This is a genomic window from Microbacterium sp., from assembly GCF_044508325.1.
In the GTDB taxonomy this organism is placed as follows: domain Bacteria; phylum Actinomycetota; class Actinomycetes; order Actinomycetales; family Microbacteriaceae; genus Microbacterium.
This window is the reverse complement of sequence record NZ_JBIQHX010000002.1, coordinates 154267-171642: the sequence shown is the minus strand read 5'-3', so window position 1 is coordinate 171642 and position 17376 is coordinate 154267. Positions and strand designations below refer to the sequence as shown.

The 17376-nt window shown below is 71.7% G+C and carries 15 protein-coding genes; 6 read left to right on the top strand and 9 right to left on the bottom strand.

Going from position 1 to position 17376, the window contains the following annotated elements:
- Nucleotides 1–82 precede the first annotated feature (82 nt).
- Nucleotides 83–2029 carry an ABC transporter ATP-binding protein gene (locus tag ACIWQI_RS02280; protein ID WP_396655598.1) on the top strand — a complete coding sequence of 649 codons (1947 nt, stop codon included), beginning with the start codon at nucleotides 83–85 and terminating at the stop codon, nucleotides 2027–2029.
- 188 nt (nucleotides 2030–2217) lie between these two features.
- On the opposite strand, the gene ACIWQI_RS02275 is transcribed toward ACIWQI_RS02280, so the two are convergent.
- From ACIWQI_RS02275 to ACIWQI_RS02250, 6 genes are all read right to left on the bottom strand, one after another.
- Nucleotides 2218–3180, bottom strand: a complete 963-nt coding sequence (locus tag ACIWQI_RS02275) for a glycosyltransferase family 2 protein (protein WP_396655453.1) — start codon at nucleotides 3178–3180, stop codon at nucleotides 2218–2220.
- Between the two features lie 10 nt (nucleotides 3181–3190).
- Entirely contained in the window at nucleotides 3191–4351 is a 1161-nt protein-coding gene (locus ACIWQI_RS02270) for a cysteine desulfurase family protein (protein WP_396655452.1), read from the bottom strand.
- 2 nt (nucleotides 4352–4353) lie between these two features.
- Nucleotides 4354–5211, bottom strand: coding sequence for a carboxylating nicotinate-nucleotide diphosphorylase (gene nadC, locus ACIWQI_RS02265; RefSeq protein ID WP_396655451.1), 858 nt, complete (start codon nucleotides 5209–5211; stop codon nucleotides 4354–4356).
- On the bottom strand, nucleotides 5211–7184 hold the full coding sequence (locus ACIWQI_RS02260) for an L-aspartate oxidase (RefSeq protein ID WP_396655597.1): 1974 nt from the start codon (nucleotides 7182–7184) through the stop codon (nucleotides 5211–5213). The genes nadC and ACIWQI_RS02260 overlap by 1 nt, the downstream gene beginning before the upstream one ends.
- Before the next feature lie 92 nt (nucleotides 7185–7276).
- Nucleotides 7277–8647, bottom strand: a complete 1371-nt coding sequence (nadA, locus tag ACIWQI_RS02255) for a quinolinate synthase NadA (protein WP_396655450.1) — start codon at nucleotides 8645–8647, stop codon at nucleotides 7277–7279.
- Nucleotides 8648–8661: 14 nt separating this feature from the next.
- On the bottom strand, nucleotides 8662–9387 hold the full coding sequence (locus tag ACIWQI_RS02250) for an NUDIX hydrolase (RefSeq protein WP_396655449.1): 726 nt from the start codon (nucleotides 9385–9387) through the stop codon (nucleotides 8662–8664).
- A 124-nt stretch (nucleotides 9388–9511) separates the two neighbouring features.
- Between ACIWQI_RS02250 and gnd the strand changes: the two genes are divergently transcribed.
- Nucleotides 9512–10564, top strand: coding sequence for a phosphogluconate dehydrogenase (NAD(+)-dependent, decarboxylating) (gene gnd / locus ACIWQI_RS02245; RefSeq protein WP_396655448.1), 1053 nt, complete (start codon nucleotides 9512–9514; stop codon nucleotides 10562–10564).
- A gap of 2 nt (nucleotides 10565–10566) precedes the next feature.
- Here the strand turns inward: gnd and ACIWQI_RS02240 are convergent, their stop codons facing one another.
- Together ACIWQI_RS02240 and ACIWQI_RS02235 are read right to left on the bottom strand one after the other, a co-directional pair.
- A complete protein-coding gene (locus tag ACIWQI_RS02240) occupies nucleotides 10567–11538 on the bottom strand; it encodes an SIS domain-containing protein (protein WP_396655447.1) in 972 nt (323 codons plus the stop codon).
- Nucleotides 11502–12674: a hypothetical protein gene (locus tag ACIWQI_RS02235; RefSeq protein WP_396655446.1), complete on the bottom strand. Its 1173-nt coding sequence runs from the start codon at nucleotides 12672–12674 to the stop codon at nucleotides 11502–11504. Before ACIWQI_RS02235 ends, ACIWQI_RS02240 begins: the two co-directional genes overlap by 37 nt.
- Before the next feature lie 118 nt (nucleotides 12675–12792).
- Between ACIWQI_RS02235 and ACIWQI_RS02230 the strand changes: the two genes are divergently transcribed.
- The 4 genes from ACIWQI_RS02230 to ACIWQI_RS02215 are packed head-to-tail and all read left to right on the top strand — an operon-like array spanning nucleotide 12793 to nucleotide 16734.
- Nucleotides 12793–13884, top strand: coding sequence for a spermidine/putrescine ABC transporter substrate-binding protein (locus tag ACIWQI_RS02230; protein WP_396655445.1), 1092 nt, complete (start codon nucleotides 12793–12795; stop codon nucleotides 13882–13884).
- Between the two features lie 3 nt (nucleotides 13885–13887).
- Nucleotides 13888–14790 carry an ABC transporter permease gene (locus ACIWQI_RS02225; protein WP_396655444.1) on the top strand — a complete coding sequence of 301 codons (903 nt, stop codon included), beginning with the start codon at nucleotides 13888–13890 and terminating at the stop codon, nucleotides 14788–14790.
- Entirely contained in the window at nucleotides 14783–15628 is an 846-nt protein-coding gene (locus ACIWQI_RS02220; protein ID WP_396655443.1) for an ABC transporter permease, read from the top strand. Before ACIWQI_RS02225 ends, ACIWQI_RS02220 begins: the two co-directional genes overlap by 8 nt.
- Nucleotides 15625–16734, top strand: coding sequence for an ABC transporter ATP-binding protein (locus ACIWQI_RS02215; protein WP_396655442.1), 1110 nt, complete (start codon nucleotides 15625–15627; stop codon nucleotides 16732–16734). Before ACIWQI_RS02220 ends, ACIWQI_RS02215 begins: the two co-directional genes overlap by 4 nt.
- Here ACIWQI_RS02215 and ACIWQI_RS02210 read toward each other — a convergent pair.
- Nucleotides 16716–17324 carry a TetR/AcrR family transcriptional regulator gene (locus tag ACIWQI_RS02210; protein WP_396655441.1) on the bottom strand — a complete coding sequence of 203 codons (609 nt, stop codon included), beginning with the start codon at nucleotides 17322–17324 and terminating at the stop codon, nucleotides 16716–16718. The genes ACIWQI_RS02215 and ACIWQI_RS02210 overlap by 19 nt on opposite strands.
- Nucleotides 17325–17376 lie beyond the last annotated feature (52 nt).

Genomic DNA, 17376 nt, shown 5'->3' with positions numbered 1-17376 from the left:
TTGTGAGCCTAACGGCGTCCTCCGACAGTGCATTCCCGATCCGGCGCACACTTTTCGTCGGGATACGCTGGCCCCTGTGAGCATGGGCGGGCGCGGCGGCGGCGGGATGGCGTTCCGCGGCGTGGACGCCCAGGCGCAGCGCCGGGAGAACGCCGAGGCTCCGCGCATCCCGCATCTGGGTCAGCGGGTCATCACGCTGTTCCGCCCGTACCTCGGCCGGATCGTCGCGACCGGCCTGCTGGTGATCGCGGGCGCCGCGATCGCGGTGATCCCGCCGCTGCTCGTGCAGCGCGTGTTCGACGACGCGCTGTTCCCAGTGGACGGATCGGGCCCCGACATCCCGCTGCTGATCCGCCTGGTCGTGTTCATGGTGGCGCTGTTCCTGCTGTCGGCCGGGCTCGGGGTCACGCAGACGTGGCTGACCTCGACCGTGGGCAACAGCGTCACCGGCGACCTGCGGGTGCGCCTGTTCGAGCACCTGCAGGCCATGGAGCTGGGCTTTTTCACCCGCACCAAGACCGGGGTCATCCAATCCCGGCTGCAGAACGACGTCGGCGCGGTCGCCGGTGTGCTCACCAACACCGTCACCAGCATCCTCGGCAACGTGGTGACGGTGATCGCGTCGCTGGTGGCGATGATCCTCATCGACTGGCGGCTGACCATCATCGCCGTGGTGCTGATGCCGTTCCTCGTGCTGGTGCAGCGCCGTGTGGGGCAGGTGCGGGCGCGCATCGCGGGCCAGACCCAGGAGTCGCTGTCGGAGCTGACCGCGATCACGCAGGAGACGCTGTCGGTCAGCGGCATCCTGCTGTCGAAGTCGTTCAACCGCCAGCGCAGCGAATCGGCGCGCTATCAGGACGAGAACCGCAACCAGGTGCGTCTGCAGGTGCGGCGTGCGATGAGCGGCCAGGGGTTCTTCGCGGTCGTGCAGGTGATCATGGCCAGTGTGCCGGCGATCATCTACCTCGTCGCCGGCTTCTTCATCACCGGCGGCGTCGACACCATCACCGCCGGGACGATCGTCGCGTTCACCACCGTGCAGGCGCGCCTGCTGCAGCCGCTCATGGGGCTCATGCGCGTGGCGCTCGACCTGCAGACCTCGGCCGCCGTCTTCGCGCGCATCTTCGAGTACCTCGACCTGGTGCCGGCGATCAAGGATGCGCCCGACGCGATCCCGGTCGCCGACGCGCCGGGCCCGCTGGGGCGCATCGAGTTCCGCGATGTGGTGTTCCGGTATCCGGACGCATCCCCCGATTCGCGCGCGACCCTGCGGGGAGTCTCGTTCACCGCCGAGCCGGGACAGCACGTCGCGTTCGTCGGCCCGAGCGGCGCGGGCAAGACCACCGTGCTCTATCTCACGCCGCGGCTGTACGAGGCCAGCGGCGGGACGGTGCTGTTCGCCGGCGCCGACGTGCGGCACCTCACGCAGGAGTCGATCATCGACGAGGTCGGCATCGTCTCGCAGGAGACGTACCTGTTCCACGCGACGATCCGCGAGAACCTGCGCTACGCGAAGCCGGCGGCCTCGGATGCCGAGATCGAGGATGCCTGCCGGGCGGCGAACATCCACCACATCATCGAGGGGTTCGAGCAGGGGTACGACACGATCGTGGGGGAGCGCGGATATCGCCTGTCCGGCGGCGAGAAGCAGCGCATCGCGATCGCGCGCGTGCTGCTGAAGGACCCGCCGGTGCTGCTGCTGGACGAGGCCACCTCGGCGCTGGACACGGTGTCGGAGCGGGTCGTGCAGGAGGCATTGGATGCCGCGGCCCGCGGCCGCACGACCCTGTCGATCGCGCACCGGCTCTCGACCGTGATCGGCGCCGATGTGATCCACGTGATCGATGCCGGGCGCATCGTGGAGTCGGGCACCCACGCGTCGCTGCTGGCGTCGGGCGGGCTGTACAGCGAGCTGGCGGCGCAGCAGCTCGCGGCATCCCGCATCCTCGAGACCGAGGAGCGCGACGCCGCCGCCCTTCCCCCGGATCACGCCTCGCGCCGCGCCGACCGCGCCCCCGACGAGGTGTGACGTGCTCGTGGCGGGTCGTCCCCGATCTCCGAGCCAAAAGTCGGGTCGGTGGCCCCGATCCTCCGGGCCGAAAGTCGAGTCGGTGACCAGACACGCCGGGAGCGGAGGGCTCCTGATCGGCGTGTCGCACGACGGACCCGACTTTCGGTCCGGGTTTCGGCCCGGGGGAAGCAGGCCGGCAGGGCGCGCTACCAGAGGCGGGCGGCCGAGGCCAGCAGGGCCGACGTCTCGTCGAGGCGCCCGCGGGCGGAGCCGGCGCGGGCCCACAGGTCGCGGACGAAGGCTCCGACGGCGCGGCGGTACGCGGCATCCGGATGCCTCTGCCCGATGCGCACGAGCGGCGGCAGGTCCATCGTGAGGATCAGCGCGATCCGCGACTGCACCGCCGCGGGGTGGCCGGCCCGCTCGAGCACCTCGATGCCGCCGCGCAGTGCGTCGAGGTAGTCGACCAGCACCGGCAGGGCGTCGGTGCGCTGAGTGATCGACGACCGGTCGGCGCGCTCGCGCCACTGCACGATGACGTCGGGGATGACGTCGATGGCGCGTGCCCGCGTATAGAGCGTCTGCGCGACGATCTGGTCCTCGTAGAGCCGTCCCTCGGGGAAGCGCAGACCGAGGCGTCGCCACAGATCGGTGCGGCTCACCTTCGACCACGCCACGATGTTGCCCGACAGCGCAGGGTGCTCGGCGAGTCCGATCGCGGTGCGCGCCGGGTGCGTGGCTTCGGCGACCCACGGCTGCACCGGCCCTGGCGTGTACCCGCCCGCACCGTCGGAGCGCAGCCGCACATAGGCCCCCACCGCGAGTTCGCTGCCGCTGCGCTCGAGGGTGCCGACGAGGCGCTCCAGCGCGGTCGGGGTGAATCGGTCGTCTGCGTCGAGGAAGCCGACCAGCGGGGTCTCGACGAGGGCGAGCGCGGTGTTGCGGGCGGCGGCCAGCCCCCGGCGGTTCCTGTGGCGGACGACGCGGAAGCGGGGATCGGCGGCGGCTGCGGCGTCGAAGAGGGTGCCGGTGGCATCCGTCGACCCGTCGTCGACGAGGATCGCGACCCAGTCGCCGCGCGTCTGCGCGCGCAGCGAATCCAGCGCCTCGCCCACGTAGGGCGCCACATCGAAGCCCGGGACGACGACGGTGACGGCGGGGGAATCCACGGCCCCGATTCTACGACCGCTGCATCGTGGACGAGCCGGAGACCGCTGCGACCGAGGCCGCCACTGCGGCGGCGACGTCGTCGAGAGGCTGCGCGAGGTCGTGCGGGAACGTGAAGCGCACTGCGGTCTGCGCGAGCTCGGAGGCGACCCCCATCGCAACCAGCACGTGCGACGGCTCATCGCTGCCGGCCGCGCACGCCGATCCGCTCGAGGACACCACCCCGCGCCGCTCGAGCTCGAGCAGCACCGCCTCGCCGCTGGTGCCCGCGAAGGTGAAGCTCGCCGTGCCCGGCAGGCGGTGCTCGGGGTCGCCGGTCAGCCGGGCAGCCGGAACCTGTGCGAGCACCCGTGCGATGAAGTCCTGCACGATCGCACCGACCCGCGCGGCCGATTCCGCGCGCTCGGCCTCGGCGAGCTCGAGTGCGGTGGCGAAGCCGACGGCGCCGGCGACGTCTTCGGTGCCGCTGCGGCGACCGCGCTCCTGCCCGCCGCCGTGCAGCAGCGGCTCGAGCGGGATCCGCCCCCGCACCGCCAGCACGCCGGTGCCCTTCGGCGCCCCCAGCTTGTGACCTGCGAGCGAGAGGGCGTCCGCTCCCAGATCGCGCAGCGGGAGCCAGCCGGCGGCCTGCACGGCGTCGGTGTGGAACGGGATGCCGCGGGCCGCAGCCACCGCGGCGATCGCCGCGACATTCTGCACGGTGCCGACTTCGTTGTTCGCGTACCCGACCGTGACCAGCGCCGTGTCCTCCCGCAGCGCGGCGGCGACGGCATCCGGATCCACCCGCCCTCTCTCGTCGACGGGGACGCGCGTGACGTCGATCCCGTGCAGGCGGTTCAGGTACTCCGCCGACTCGAGGATCGACTCGTGCTCGACGGGCGTCGTGACGAGGTGGCCCCTGGCCGCGCCCGCGGCCCGCGGCGTGCCGAGCACGATCCCCTTGACGGCGAGGTTGTTCGCCTCGGTGCCGCCGGCGGTGAAGACGATGTCGCCGGGCCGTACCCCCAGCACTGCCGCCACGCGGCTGCGCGCATCGGCGAGAGCGTGGGCGGCCGCCTCGCCGACCGTGTGGTGGCTGGACGGATTGCCGAACGAGCTGGTGAGGAACGGAAGCATCGCCTGCAGCACCTCCGGGCGCACCGGGGTGGTGGCGGCGTGGTCGAGGTAGCGCATGCTCAGCCCCCGCTGATCCTCACGTCGAGGCCGAGATCGAGCGCGCGGGCCGAGTGGGTGAGCGCGCCGACCGAGATCACGTCCACGCCGGTCTCGGCGATCGCCCGCACGGTCTCGAGGGTCACGCCCCCGGATGCCTCGACCACGGCGCGCCCGGCGATCTGCTCGACGGCGGCCCGCAGGTCGTCGATCGAGAAGTTGTCGAGCATGATGACATCGACCCCGCCGGCGAGGACGGGCTCGATCTGCTCGACGCGGTCGACCTCGACCTCGATGCGGGTGGCGTGGGGCACGAGGTCGCGTGCCGCCCGGATCGCCTCGGTGACAGACAGCCCCCGCTGCAGCAGCACGGCGAGGTGGTTGTCCTTGGCCATCACCGCGTCCGACAGCGAGTTGCGGTGATTCCGGCCGCCCCCGTTGACCACCGCGTGGCGCTCGAACGCGCGCAGCCCGGGGGTGGTCTTGCGCGTGTCGACGATGCGCGCGCGCGTGTGGGCGGTCTCGGCCACGTACTGCGCGGTGAGGGTCGCGATGCCGCTCATGCGCTGTGTGAAGTTCAGCGCCACCCGCTCTGCGGTCAGGATCGCCCGCGCCGGCCCCGACACGCGGGCGAGCGGCTCGCTGCCGCGGAAGAAGGCGCCGTCCTCGACGAGCAGCTCGACGCGGATCGCGGGGTCGGTGAGGCGGAAGGCGGCGGCGAACACCTCGCCGCCGCTGAAGACGCCGTCCTCGCGGCCGACGAGGTCGGCGCCGGCGACGGCCTCCGCCGGCAGGAACGCGGCACTGGTGAGGTCGCCCCAGGGGGCGTCTTCGTCGAGCGCGGCGGTGACGACGCGGTCGATCGTGGCGGGCGTCAGCATCAGGCGGCTCCGGTGATCGCGGGCTCGGTGACGGGGAGGGATGCCTCGGCGCCTCGGGCCGGCGGGGCATCCCTGCGGAAGTGCGCGCCGACGGACTCGGGCCGGGCCAGAGCCGCAGCCACCAGCGCCTCCGCCACGACGAGGAGGTTCTCGTCCTCGAACTCGGCTTCGGTGCGGGGTGCCCGGTGCTGGGAACGCCACGCGGCGATGGTGGCCGCGGCATCCCTCAGTCCCTCGCCGTCGCGGACGAGCCCCGCCTTGTCCCACATGAGCTCCTGCAGGGCCTGCCGCGAGAAGGGCACGGCGCCGGTGAGAGCGGCCCCCTCCTCCCCGGCACGGCCCTCCCCGGCCCTGACCGACTCGGCCCGAACCGAAAGTCGGGTCGGTGACGACGACACGCCGTCTCCGACGAGATCGTCCCGGCGTGTCGCGTGACGCACCCGACTTTCGGTTCGGGGGTGCGACGGCCAGGCATCGGGGCCGGCTGCGGCGTCTGCGGCGATGGCGTCGCCCGCGCGGGCGCCGAAGACGGCTCCTTCGAGCAGCGAGTTCGAGGCGAGGCGGTTGGCACCGTGCACGCCGGTGCGGGCGACCTCTCCGACGGCGTAGAGCCCGGGCACACTCGTGCGACCGTGCAGGTCGGTGACGACCCCGCCCATGAGGTAGTGGGCCGCCGGCGTCACCGGGATGGGGTCGCGCGCCCAGTCCAGGCCGCGCTCGCGCACCGCGGCGTCGATGGTGGGGAAGCGCGCCGCGAGGTACGCCGCCGTCTCTTCCGGCGTGGCGCGCAGGTGCGTGGCGTCCAACAGCGCCGGGCGGCCGTCCTCCATCTGCTGCGCGATCGCCCGGGCGACCACGTCGCGCGGCGCCAGTTCGCCGTCCGGGTGCGCCTCGAGAGCGAACCGGCGGCCGTGCTCGTCGATGAGCGTCGCGCCCTCGCCGCGCACCGCCTCGGAGACGAGGAAGGCATCGTCGGCCCCCGGACCGGTGCGGCCCGCCCCGCCTTCCAGCACCGTCGGGTGGAACTGGAAGAACTCGAGATCGGCGACCGCGGCCCCGGCACGCAGGGCGGCGGCGATCCCGTCACCGGTGGCCACGGGCGGGTTCGTCGTGTGGGCGTAGAGCTCGCCGGCGCCGCCGGTCGCGAGTACGACGGCGTCGGCCTCGATCACCTCGCGGCGCCCCTCGACAAGCTCGGGGAGCGGGTCCGGCTCGGGGAGCGGGTTCGGCTCGGGGAGCGGGTCCGGCTGGGGGAGCGGGTCCGGCTGGGGGAGCGGGTCCGGCTCGGGGAGCGGGTTCGGCTCGGGGAGCGGGACGTGCGCCGCGCCCGCCACCTCGCCGATGAGCAGGTCCACCCCCGCGACGCGGGGAGGGGATGCCGGCGAGTCACCGTCGTCGCGAGCATTCGCGTCGAACCGCGGGTCGTCGACCTCGGGTTCGAGGTGAAGACCCGGGTTCGGCGAGGCGGCCCCGGCCCCGCCCCCGGCCGCTGCGGGCTCCCGGACCCCGGTGTCGACCACGAGGTCGACGAGGAACGCGTGCTCGATCACTCGCACGTCGCCCGCGCGCAGACGCGCCACCAGGGCCCGCTCGATCGCGGTGCCCGTGGCATCCCCTCCCGCGTGCAGGATGCGCGGGTACGAATGCGCGGCCTCCAGTCCCTTGACGAACTCGCCGTCGGCGCCCCGGTCGAAGGCGACGCCGAGGTCGATGAGTTCGCGGATGCGCGCGGGGCCCTCCTCGGCGAGCACGCGCACCGCATCCGGATCGCCCAGCCCGGCGCCGGCGACGAGGGTGTCGCGGATGTGGTCTTCCACGCGGTCGTCGGCGAACATGACGCCGGCGATGCCGCCCTGCGCGAACCGCGTGTTCGCGTGGTCGAGCACGTCCTTGGTCACGAGCGTGACCACGCAGCCGCGGTCCGCGGCATGCAGCGCCGTGACGAGGCCGGCGATGCCCGAGCCCACCACCACGACGCGGCATCGCCGCGCTCCGTCTCCGCGCTTCGTCTCGCCTGCGGCTCGCTCGACGGCGCTCGCAGGCTCGTCGGCCCGGGGGAGTCGGTTCACGAGGCGCCCTCGCCGACGCGCGAGCCGGCGGCGACGTCCACCCTGCCGGCCGGCGGCTTGGCCGCCAGCATCCGCTCCAGGGCGAGCCGAGCGGGCTCGGCGACCGACGACGGCACCGTGATGCGGTTGAGCACCTCCCCGCGCACCAGGCCCTCGAGCACCCATGCCAGGTATCCCGGGTGGATGCGGTACATCGTCGAGCACGGGCACACCACCGGGTCGAGGCAGAAGATCGTGTGCTGCGGGTTGGCGGCCGCCAGGCGCTGCACGAGGTTCACCTCGGTGCCGATCGCGAAGGTCGTGGGCTCGGTGGCTCCCTCGATGGCGCGACGGATGTAGTCGGTCGAGCCGGACTCATCCGCGGCATCCACCACCTCCATCGGGCACTCCGGGTGCACGATGACCCGCACGCCGGGGTGCTCGGCGCGCGCCTTCTCGACCTGGGCGACGCTGAACCGGCGGTGCACCGAGCAGAACCCGTGCCACAGGATCACTCGGGCGTCTGCGAGCGCCTCCACCGTCGTGCCGCCGAGAGCGCGGCGCGGGTTCCACATCGGCATCCGCTCCAGCGGCACGCCCATCGCCTTGGCGGTGTTGCGGCCCAGGTGCTGGTCGGGGAAGAAGAGCACGCGGTGCCCGCGTTCGAACGCCCACTCCAGCACCGTGCGCGCGTTCGACGACGTGCACACGATGCCGCCGTTGCGCCCCACGAAGCCCTTGATCGCCGCCGACGAGTTCATGTAGGTCACCGGGATCACCGGCACCCGGCCGTCGGCGTCCTGCGCCGACATGTCGCCGTAGACCTCGGCCAGCTGCTCCCAGCACTCCTCGACCTCGTCGATCGATGCCATGTCGGCCATCGAGCAGCCCGCGGCGAGGTTCGGCAGGATCACGGCCTGGTCGGGACCGGAGAGCAGGTCCGCGGTCTCGGCCATGAAGTGCACGCCGCAGAACACGATCGCCTCGGCCTCGGGGTGCGACTTCGCGGCGTTGGCGAGCTGGAACGAGTCGCCCACGTAGTCGGCGTGGCGCACGACCTCCTGCCGCTGATAGAAGTGGCCGAGCACCACGACGCGGTCGCCCAGGGTCTCCTTCGCGGCACGGATGCGCTCGGCCAGCTCGTCCTCGGACGCCTCGCGGTACTCCTGGGGGAGCTCGCCCTGCCGGGGGGAGCCGACCGGGATGACGTCGCCCATCGACGAGCCGGGGCCGTAGCCGGGTCGCGAGTCGAAGTTCCATGGCGCCGCGGCGAGGTCGGTGGTGCACACCTCGGTCTCGCGCAGCGTCCCGGCGACGATCGCCTGGATCTCGTGATCGACGCTGGGGTCGACCGAGCGCGGCTGCAGGGTGACGTTGACGGCGGACATGATTCCTCCCGGCTTCAGTGCGTGTCGAGGGGGCCGCGGTCGGCGAGTTCGACATCCCGGTTGTAGCGGTACAGGCGCGCCGGCCGGTGGCTGCCGGTGCGGAAGTGGTCGGTGGGGATGAGGGTCCCCGAGTTCTCGACCTGACGGCGGAAGTTCGCCGGGTCGAGCCGACGTCCGAGGATCGCCTCGTACACCTCGCGCAGATCGGCGAGGGTGAACTCGTCGGGCAGCAGCCCGTGCGCGATCCGGCTGTAGCCGACCTTGTTGCGCAGGCGCCACAGCGCGTAGTCGACGATCTCGTTGTGGTCGAAGGCGAGGCGGGGGAGGGATGCCGCGGCGAACCACTCCACGTTCTCCGGTGCGTCGGCGGCGCTGGCGTCGACCTCGTCGGCGCGCAGCAGCGCCCAGTAGACGATCGAGACCACGCGGCTGGGCGAGCGGTCGACGGCGCCGAAGGCGTACAGCTGCTCGAGGTAGCTGGGCGCCAGCGCGGTGGTCTCCGCCAGCGTGCGGCGGGCCGCGGCATCCAGGCTCTCGCGGTGGTCGAGCCAGCCCCCGGGAAGCGCCCACAGCCCCTCGTACGGATCGCGCGTGCGCCGCACGAGCGGAAGGACCAGCACCGGGGCATCGTCGGCGGGCCGGCGGCGGAGGCTGAAGATCACGGTCGAGACCGCCACGCGGGTGAGGTCGTCCGCCGAGACGGATGCCTCCGGCGCAGGGACCGCGACTGTTCTGGTCATGATGACTCTAACCTCCTTCGGCATCTTATAGTCATGCAGACCTGAAGTGCAAATCCCGGCGCCCTCTCCGTAGACTGCGAAACGCACGCCGCCCGCGACGACGGGGCGGCGCCGAGGAGGCGAGATGCAACTGGGCATGGTGGGACTCGGCCGGATGGGCGCGAACATCGTCCGGCGACTGATGAAGGACGATCACGAATGCGTCGTGTACGACGTGAACCAGGATGCCATCGCGGCACTCGCCGCGGAGGGTGCGGTGGGTGCCGACAGCCTCGCGGATCTGGTGGCGAAGCTCGAACCGCCCCGCGCGGTGTGGCTCATGATCCCCGCCGGACTCACCGGCAAGGTGGTGGAAGAGTTGGCGCCGCTGCTGGAGGCGCACGACATCGTCATCGACGGCGGCAACTCGAACTACCGCGATGACGTGCGTCGCGCCGCGGCGCTCAAGCCCAGCGGCGTGCACTACGTCGACATCGGCACGAGCGGGGGCGTGTTCGGGCTCGAGCGCGGATACTGCCTCATGGTCGGCGGAACCGACGAGGCTTATCAGCGCCTCGAGCCGATCCTGAAGACGATCGCACCCGGCCGCGGCGACGTGCCGCGCACTCCCGGCCGTTCCGGGGACTTCGCCCCTGAGGAGCTGGGCTATCTGCACTGCGGGCCGGCGGGCGCGGGGCACTTCGTGAAGATGGTGCACAACGGCATCGAGTACGGCGTCATGGCGGCGCTGGCCGAAGGGCTGAACATCCTCGAGCACGCCGACGCCGGCGTGCAGCAGGCCTCGCACTCGGCCGAGGTCGCTCCGCTGGAGGAACCCGAGTACTACCAGTTCACGATCGACACGCCGAAGGTCGCCGAATTGTGGCGCCGCGGATCGGTGATCTCGTCGTGGCTGCTCGATCTCACCGCCGCCGCCCTCGCGGAGAATCCCACGCTCAACGGTCTCGCCGGCCGGGTGTCGGACTCCGGGGAGGGGCGCTGGACGGTCAAGGCGGCCGTCGACACCGGGGTGCCGGCCCCGGTGCTCGCGGCGGCGCTGTTCGACCGATTCGCCTCGCGCGGCGAAGACCACTTCGCCAACCAGGTGCTCTCAGCGATGCGGCTGCAGTTCGGCGGTCATCAGGAGCTGCCCTCCGGCGATGTGCTCGAGACGGGCCACACCGTCGGGGCGAGCTGAGCTCAGGCGGCCGCGCGCCAGGAGTCGGCGACGAGCTCGCCGACCAGCACCTCGGTGAGGACGGCGACCGAGTCGTCCTCGTCTCCGGGGAAGCGCACCGTGAGCTCCGCGCCGGGCAGGTCGCGGCCGACGGCCGCGAACCGCGAGCCGCGGGAGGCCATCCACTCCAGCGCCTGCCCGTCCCACTCCGATCCGGCGAAGACGAGGGCGCGATAGTCCTGCGTCTTGGTGAGATAGACGTCGACGTGCGACCAGTCGCCGGTCTCCGAGGCGTAGGCCGCGCGCCGAGGCACCTCTCGCATCATGAGCGCGGACTGCTGCGCGCTGGACGCGCGTTCCGCGGGCGCGAGGGTCCAGGTGCCCATCGGACCGGCCAGCAGCGAGCCGAGTGCAGGCAGCCACTCCTCGGAAGCGGTCAGCAGGCTCGCGCTCGCCGCGGCGGCGGCTCGTACGGCGGCGCTGTCGAAGCGCTCTGCGGGAGCGGAGCCCAGGAGCGCGCCGAGGACGGCATCCAGCACCGGGAACGTCGCCCGGAACGTGCGGCACGCGACACCGGACGCCTCGACGCCCGCCTGCAGCGGAACGACGACGTCGGCGACCTCGGCGAGCGGCGACCGGTCGCGGTTGGTGATCGCGACCAGTCGCCCGGTTCCCCGGTACCGGTCGACCGCTCGGAGCACCTCCGCGCTGCCGCCGGTTGCCGAGACGGCGACGACGGCGAGATCGGGGGCGGGAGGGGGCAGCAGCCGCGTGCTCGCCAGCTCGACGGCGACCCGTCCGCCCCGCGCACGGTGGCGCCGGGCGACGACGTCCGCGGCGTAGCGACTCGAGCCCATCCCGAGCACGAGCACGCGCGTGGCGGCCAGCGCCGGCAGTCGCTCGAGACCCGCGAGCCCCGCATCGAGCGCATCCGCGAGCGTGCGCAGCGAACGGGGGATCAGTTCGAGGTCGGATCGAAAGGCGGCGGTGTCCACGGTTCCTCCGGGTGGTCGTCCGACGATGGATGCCGGTAGGTGATGACGGCGTCCGGCGCATAGCGCCAGAGGGGCAGGAAGCGGTCGGCGTACAGCAGCTCGGCGGCGAGCTGCTCGGCCTCGAAGCCCGGCAGCAGCGACTCGTCGAACAGTCCCGGAGTGCGCAGCTCCGTGCGATACGCCGCCAGGAACGCGGCGCGGGCGCGGTCGGCCCAGTCGAAGGCGCGGGGCTCGGCGCGCCCCAGACGCCGCTGAGCGACCGCGGCGACGAGGTCGAACGAGACCGTCATGTGGGCGAGGTCGCGCGCGGCGGCGTCCGGCCGCGCGCGGGAATCGACGTCGAGCCGAGGATCGCCGTCGAAGTCGATGAGGGTGAACCGACGTCCGCCGTCGGGCATCGGCGACGCCAGGACCTGCCCCACATGCAGGTCGCCGTGGATGGCGAACTCGACCCCCGGTGCCGCCTGTCGCAGCGTGCGCATGGCGTCCTCCAGCGAGGTGCGGCGGTTCAGCAGCCGCGCGCCCGAAGGGCCGGATGCCGCGGCGACGGCCTCGGCGAGGGCATCCGCGGCCCGGCGATAGCGGGTCGCGCCGGCGTCGGCGGCCGCCGGCTCGGCATCCGCCCCGAGCACATCGTGGACCCGGGCGACCAGCCGTCCGAGCGGCCCCGGCCAGTCCGGCTCCGGACCGCCGGTGACCGCGGCGAGGACGTCGTCGACGGCCCACGTCCATCCGTCTGACGCGCCGTCGAGGAACTCGGTGATCAGGGCGAGGGTCGACGTCCCCCACCGCGGGTGCTGCCACAGGACGCGCCCGAACAGACGCGCGACGTCGTCGGACCCGGCGGCGGCGAGGCGCTCCAGCAGCGTGCCGGCGCGGTCGGCCGCCGCCCAGCGGGCCACGATCTTGACGACGTAGCGGTCGTCCACGATCACCGAGGTGTTCGTCTGGTCGACCGCGATCGTCCGCTCGGGCGAGTCGGCCGCCAGGTCGGGCACCACCCGTCGCGCGAGGGCCGCCGCCACGCCGTCGCCGGCGCGGGGAGAGCGACCGTCCACGAGGACGCGCGCGCCGGCATCCACCGTCAGCTCGTGGCCGTCGAGTGCGATCCCCGCCCCGCTGAGTGTCGAGTTCATTGAATCCGGATTGTAACTATTCCGCATACTCAGTGCCAGCGTAAGCACGGGTGCCTTGCGGTTCCTTGACTGCAGGTGCAACAATCGCACCACCTTTCCCAATGATGTGGAGGCAATCATGCGTTTCCCGTACCGCATCACCGCCGTCGCCGCCGGCGGTGTCGCCCTCGTCCTGGCAGCGACGTCGTGCTCGTCGGGCGGTGGTGAGCCCGCGGATCCGACCGATGCCGGGCCGCAGGAGCTCGTCGTCTCCATCTGGGCCGATTACTACCCGGAAGACCTCGCGGAGCAGTTCGAGGCCGAGACCGGGATCGCGCTGACCATCGTCCACCACACGACGAACGAAGACGTGGTCGCCAAGCTCACCGCGAGCTCGGACCCGGGGATCGATGTCGCCTTCATGTCCGGACAGTACGCGCAGGCGCTCGCGGAGCAGGGCCTGCTCGCCGAGCTCGACAAGTCCCTCATCCCCAACGAGACCAACCTGTACCCGGAGGCGCTCGAACTCGCCTACGACCCGGGCAACCGGTACTCCGAGCCGTATGCGTGGGGCACCACCGGACTGTGCTACCGCCCCGACCTGACCGGCTACGAGCCCACCTCGTGGTACGACCTGCTCACACCGCGCCCGGAACTGGTCGGCAAGACCACGATGCTGTCGACCGACCGCTGGCTCGCGATGCCGGCCCTGAAGGCGCAGGGCCATTCGGTCAACACGACCGACGACGCCCAGCTGGAGGAGGCGAAGGCGCAGCTGCTCGAGACGAAGCCGACCCTGCTGGCGTACGACGACACCACCTTCTACGCGAAGCTGGTCTCCGGCGAGGCCGCGATGGTCGAGGCATGGGACGGCTGGTGCAACTACGGCATCGCAGAGGACCCCTCGATCACCTTCGTCATCCCGGATGAAGGCGCCGACCTCTGGGTCGACACGATGACCGTTCTGGAGAGCTCGCAGAACAAGGATGCCGCGATGACCTTCGTCAACTACATCCTCGACCCCGAGGTGCAGACCTGGGTCGCCGAGAACATCCTGTACAAGGTGCCCAACCAGGCTGCGATGGATGCCCTCGACCCGGCGCTGGTGGAGGCGTACCCGACGCTGGGCATCACGGTCGACGAGCTGTTCCAGCAGGAGGTGATCGTGGACCTCGGCGAGGACACCCTCAAGTACGTCGACCTGAACTCGCAGGTGCTGGCCACGAACTGAGCCGTGACGCCGACGTCCAGCACGACGACGCCCGGTGTGCGCGTGGGGAGCGAACGCCGGGCGCTCGTGCCCGCCGCACTCCTCGGGCCGGGGGTGCTGTTCCTCATCGTCTTCATGGCGATCCCGGTGGGACTGCTCGCCTTCTACACGTTCTTCAAGCGGGGCAGGTTCGGCGGCGTCGTCTTCGAGTTCACCTTCGACAACTGGATCAAGCTCACCGAGCCGCTGTACCTCGGGGTGATCGGGCAGTCCATCGGCCTCGCGCTCATCGTCACGGTGCTCGCGCTGCTCATCGGCTACCCGATGGCGTACGCGATCGCGGGCCTGTCGCCGAAGTGGCGGACCGTCGCGCTGATCGCGATCGTCCTGCCCTTCTGGACGAACTTCCTCATCCGCACGTACGCGTGGATCCTGCTGCTGAACAACGCGGGCTGGGTGAACCAGTGGCTGCAGGGGCTCGGCCTCACCGATGCGCCCATCAGCATGCTCTACACCCCGCAGGCGATCGTCGTCGGGCTGGTCTACATGTATCTCCCGCTCATGGTGCTGCCGCTGTACGCGTCGCTCCAGCAGCTCGATCCGGCCCTGCGCGAGGCGGCGACGAATCTCGGGGCGAGCCCGTGGCGGGCGTTCCGCACGGTCACCCTGCCGCTCTCGCTGCCGGGGGCCCTGACCGGCTGCATCTTCGTCTTCGTCCCGGCCATGTCGAACTTCGTCATCCCCGAGCTGATCGGCGGCGGCAAGACCATCATGGTCGGCAACCTGGTCCGCGATCAGTTCCTCTCCGCCCGCGACTGGCCCTTCGGCGCGACGCTGGCGCTCGTCCTGACGATCCTGCTCGTCCTGGTGATCCTCGTCCAGGCCGCCGTCTCGCGACGTCTCGCCCAGGGAGCGCGCAATGCCTGAGACGAGCGTGAATCCGCCCACGGCCGTGCTCCGCGAGGTCGAACCGTCCGCGCGACCCCGCACGGTGCGCCGACCCCGTGGCATCCTGATCGCGCTCTGGCTCGGGTATGTCTTCCTGTATCTGCCGATCCTCGTGGTCGTCATCATGAGCTTCAACGACTCCGAGAACCTCTTCGTCTGGCGCGGGTTCTCGCTGCGCTGGTATCCCGAGCTCTTCTCCGACGCGGCCATGATGCAGGGGCTGGGGAACACGCTCATCGTCGCGACCGGAGCCACCGCGATAGCGACCGTGCTGGGGACCCTGCTCGCCTACGGCATCCACCGCTACACGCGTGGCGGTCTGATCCGAGCCTTCGCGATCGCACCCGCGATCCTGCCCGACCTGCTGCTGGGCATCGGACTGCTCACCCTGTTCGCGCTGCTGTCGGTCACACTCGGGCTCCACTCGGTCGTGATCGCGCACGCGGTGTTCGCCACCGCCTTCGTGACGGCGATCGTGCTGGCGCGCATGGCGAGCCTGGACCCGAGCCTCGAGGAGGCCTCGCGCGACCTGGGCGCCGGGCCTGTGCGCACGTTCGTGCGCGTGACGCTGCCGCAGCTGACGCCCGGCATCATCGCCGGGGCGCTGCTCGCGTTCACGCTCTCGATCGACGAGTTCGTCATCGCCTACTTCACCACCGCGCCGACCCAGCCGACTCTGCCGATCGTGATCTACACGATGGTGCGATTCGGGGTCACCCCGCAGGTGAACGCGCTCGCGAGCCTGCTGCTGCTGGTGAGCATCGTGGCCGTCATCGCCGCGCAGCGACTGACCCGACTGACAGGGAGCTCGAAGTGACGACCGATCCGCTGCTGCACATCGAGGGCGTCCACGCGGCGTACGGGGACACGATCGCCCTGCACGACGTGTCCCTCGACATCGCCGACAACGAGTTCTTCGCGCTGCTGGGACCGTCGGGATGCGGCAAGACGACGCTCCTGCGCTGCATCGCCGGCTTCGAGACGCCGCAGGCGGGCCGGATCGAACTCGACGGGCGGGATCTGGTCGGCATGGCGCCCCACCGGCGCCCGGTGAACATGATGTTCCAGAGCTATGCGCTGTTCCCCCACCTGAGCGTGGAGAAGAACATCGGATACGGCCTCGAAGCCGATCGCGTCGACCGTGCCGAGGCCCGCCGGCGGGTGCGCGAGGTCATGGAGGTCGTCGGTCTCGAAGAGCTCGCGAAGCGCCGTCCGGCCCAGCTCTCCGGCGGGCAGCGCCAGCGCGTCGCGCTCGCCCGCGCGATCGTCAAGCGGCCCCGGCTGCTCCTGCTCGACGAGCCGCTCTCGGCCCTCGACCGCCAGGTGCGCGCCTCGATGCAGCTCGAGCTCAAGCGCCTCCAGCACGAGGTCGGGCTCACCTTCGTGGTGGTGACGCACGACCAGGAGGAGGCGATGTCGATGGCGGACCGCATCGCGGTGCTGCGCGACGGTCGGCTCGAGCAGCTCGCGACGCCTCAGGTGCTCTACGCCTCGCCCGCATCACGCTTCGTCGCGGCGTTCATCGGGAGCGCGAACCTGCTCGACGGGACCGCTGCCGAAGGCGGCGTGGACGTGCCGCAGCTCGGCGTGATCGAGTCGGACGGCGCCGTCGCGGCGGGAGCCCCCGCCACCGCGGTGGTCCGGCCGGAGGATGTCGAGCTCGGACAGGATGCCGCGACCGCCCGCCTGCGCGGCACCGTCGTGGACACCTACTTCCTCGGCGGGATGTCGACGGTCTCGGTGCAGCTCGCCGCCACCGACTCGCTCATCCTCGCCTCGGTGCACGGCACGACGGGCCTTCGGCGCGGGGACGAGGTGTCGGTGCGATTCGGTCGCGCGACCGCGGTCGCCCGCGACGAGCCGTCGCCTGTGCAGCCGCCCGCGTCGGGAGGCGAGACGGCGGCTCAGGAGGTGAGGGCGTGACCGGTCGCCAGACGCGCATGCGCCAGGATCAGCTCGGCGGCGGCGGCGTGATCGATCGTCGGATGCTGGGCGATGATCCGGTACCCGTAGGCGTCTTCGAGCGCGACGAGATTGCGGGCGATCACCTGCGACGGCAGGGCCAGCTGGAACACGCCGCGCGCAGCACCCTGCTCGAGCACGACCTGGTACATGCCGACCTGGCGGTCGAAGAGAGTGGTGAGCAGCGACGCCATGAGCGGATTGCGTCCTGCCGAGCCGCCGAGCTCGCACAGCAGGCGCACCTCGGTGTCTTCCGGACCGCTGGGCAGGCCGGAGCGGATCAGGGCGACGAGGCGGATGACGGGGTCGTCGTCCAGGCCCTCGAGCATGCGCACCCGGCCCTCGTAGAAGCGCTCCATCCCGGCGCGGTTCGCCTCGAACATGAGAACGTCGATGTCGGGGTAGTAGTAGAGCACCGCTCCCGGGGTGAGGCCGGCCTGCTCGGCGACGCGGTTGAGGCGGGCGCCGTCCGGCCCGTGCACCGCGATGGCGCGCTGAGCGGCCGCAACGAGCTGGCTGCGACGCTCCTCCTGCCGCTTCGGTCTGGCCACGCCGCTCCCTCCCACCTCGACGAAATTGTCTGCGGTGTCGCTCAATGATAGG

Bases quoted from the DNA above. Each gene is read 5' to 3' on its own strand.
- ACIWQI_RS02280 (WP_396655598.1), top strand. From the start codon at position 83: ATGGGCGGGCGCGGCGGCGGCGGGATGGCGTTCCGCGGCGTGGACGCC.
- ACIWQI_RS02270 (WP_396655452.1), bottom strand. From the start codon at position 4,351: ATGCGCTACCTCGACCACGCCGCCACCACCCCGGTGCGCCCGGAGGTG.
- nadC (WP_396655451.1), bottom strand. From the start codon at position 5,211: ATGCTGACGCCCGCCACGATCGACCGCGTCGTCACCGCCGCGCTCGAC.
- nadA (WP_396655450.1), bottom strand. From the start codon at position 8,647: ATGTCCGCCGTCAACGTCACCCTGCAGCCGCGCTCGGTCGACCCCAGC.
- ACIWQI_RS02250 (WP_396655449.1), bottom strand. From the start codon at position 9,387: ATGACCAGAACAGTCGCGGTCCCTGCGCCGGAGGCATCCGTCTCGGCG.
- gnd (WP_396655448.1), top strand. From the start codon at position 9,512: ATGCAACTGGGCATGGTGGGACTCGGCCGGATGGGCGCGAACATCGTC.
- ACIWQI_RS02235 (WP_396655446.1), bottom strand. From the start codon at position 12,674: ATGAACTCGACACTCAGCGGGGCGGGGATCGCACTCGACGGCCACGAG.
- ACIWQI_RS02230 (WP_396655445.1), top strand. From the start codon at position 12,793: ATGCGTTTCCCGTACCGCATCACCGCCGTCGCCGCCGGCGGTGTCGCC.
- ACIWQI_RS02220 (WP_396655443.1), top strand. From the start codon at position 14,783: ATGCCTGAGACGAGCGTGAATCCGCCCACGGCCGTGCTCCGCGAGGTC.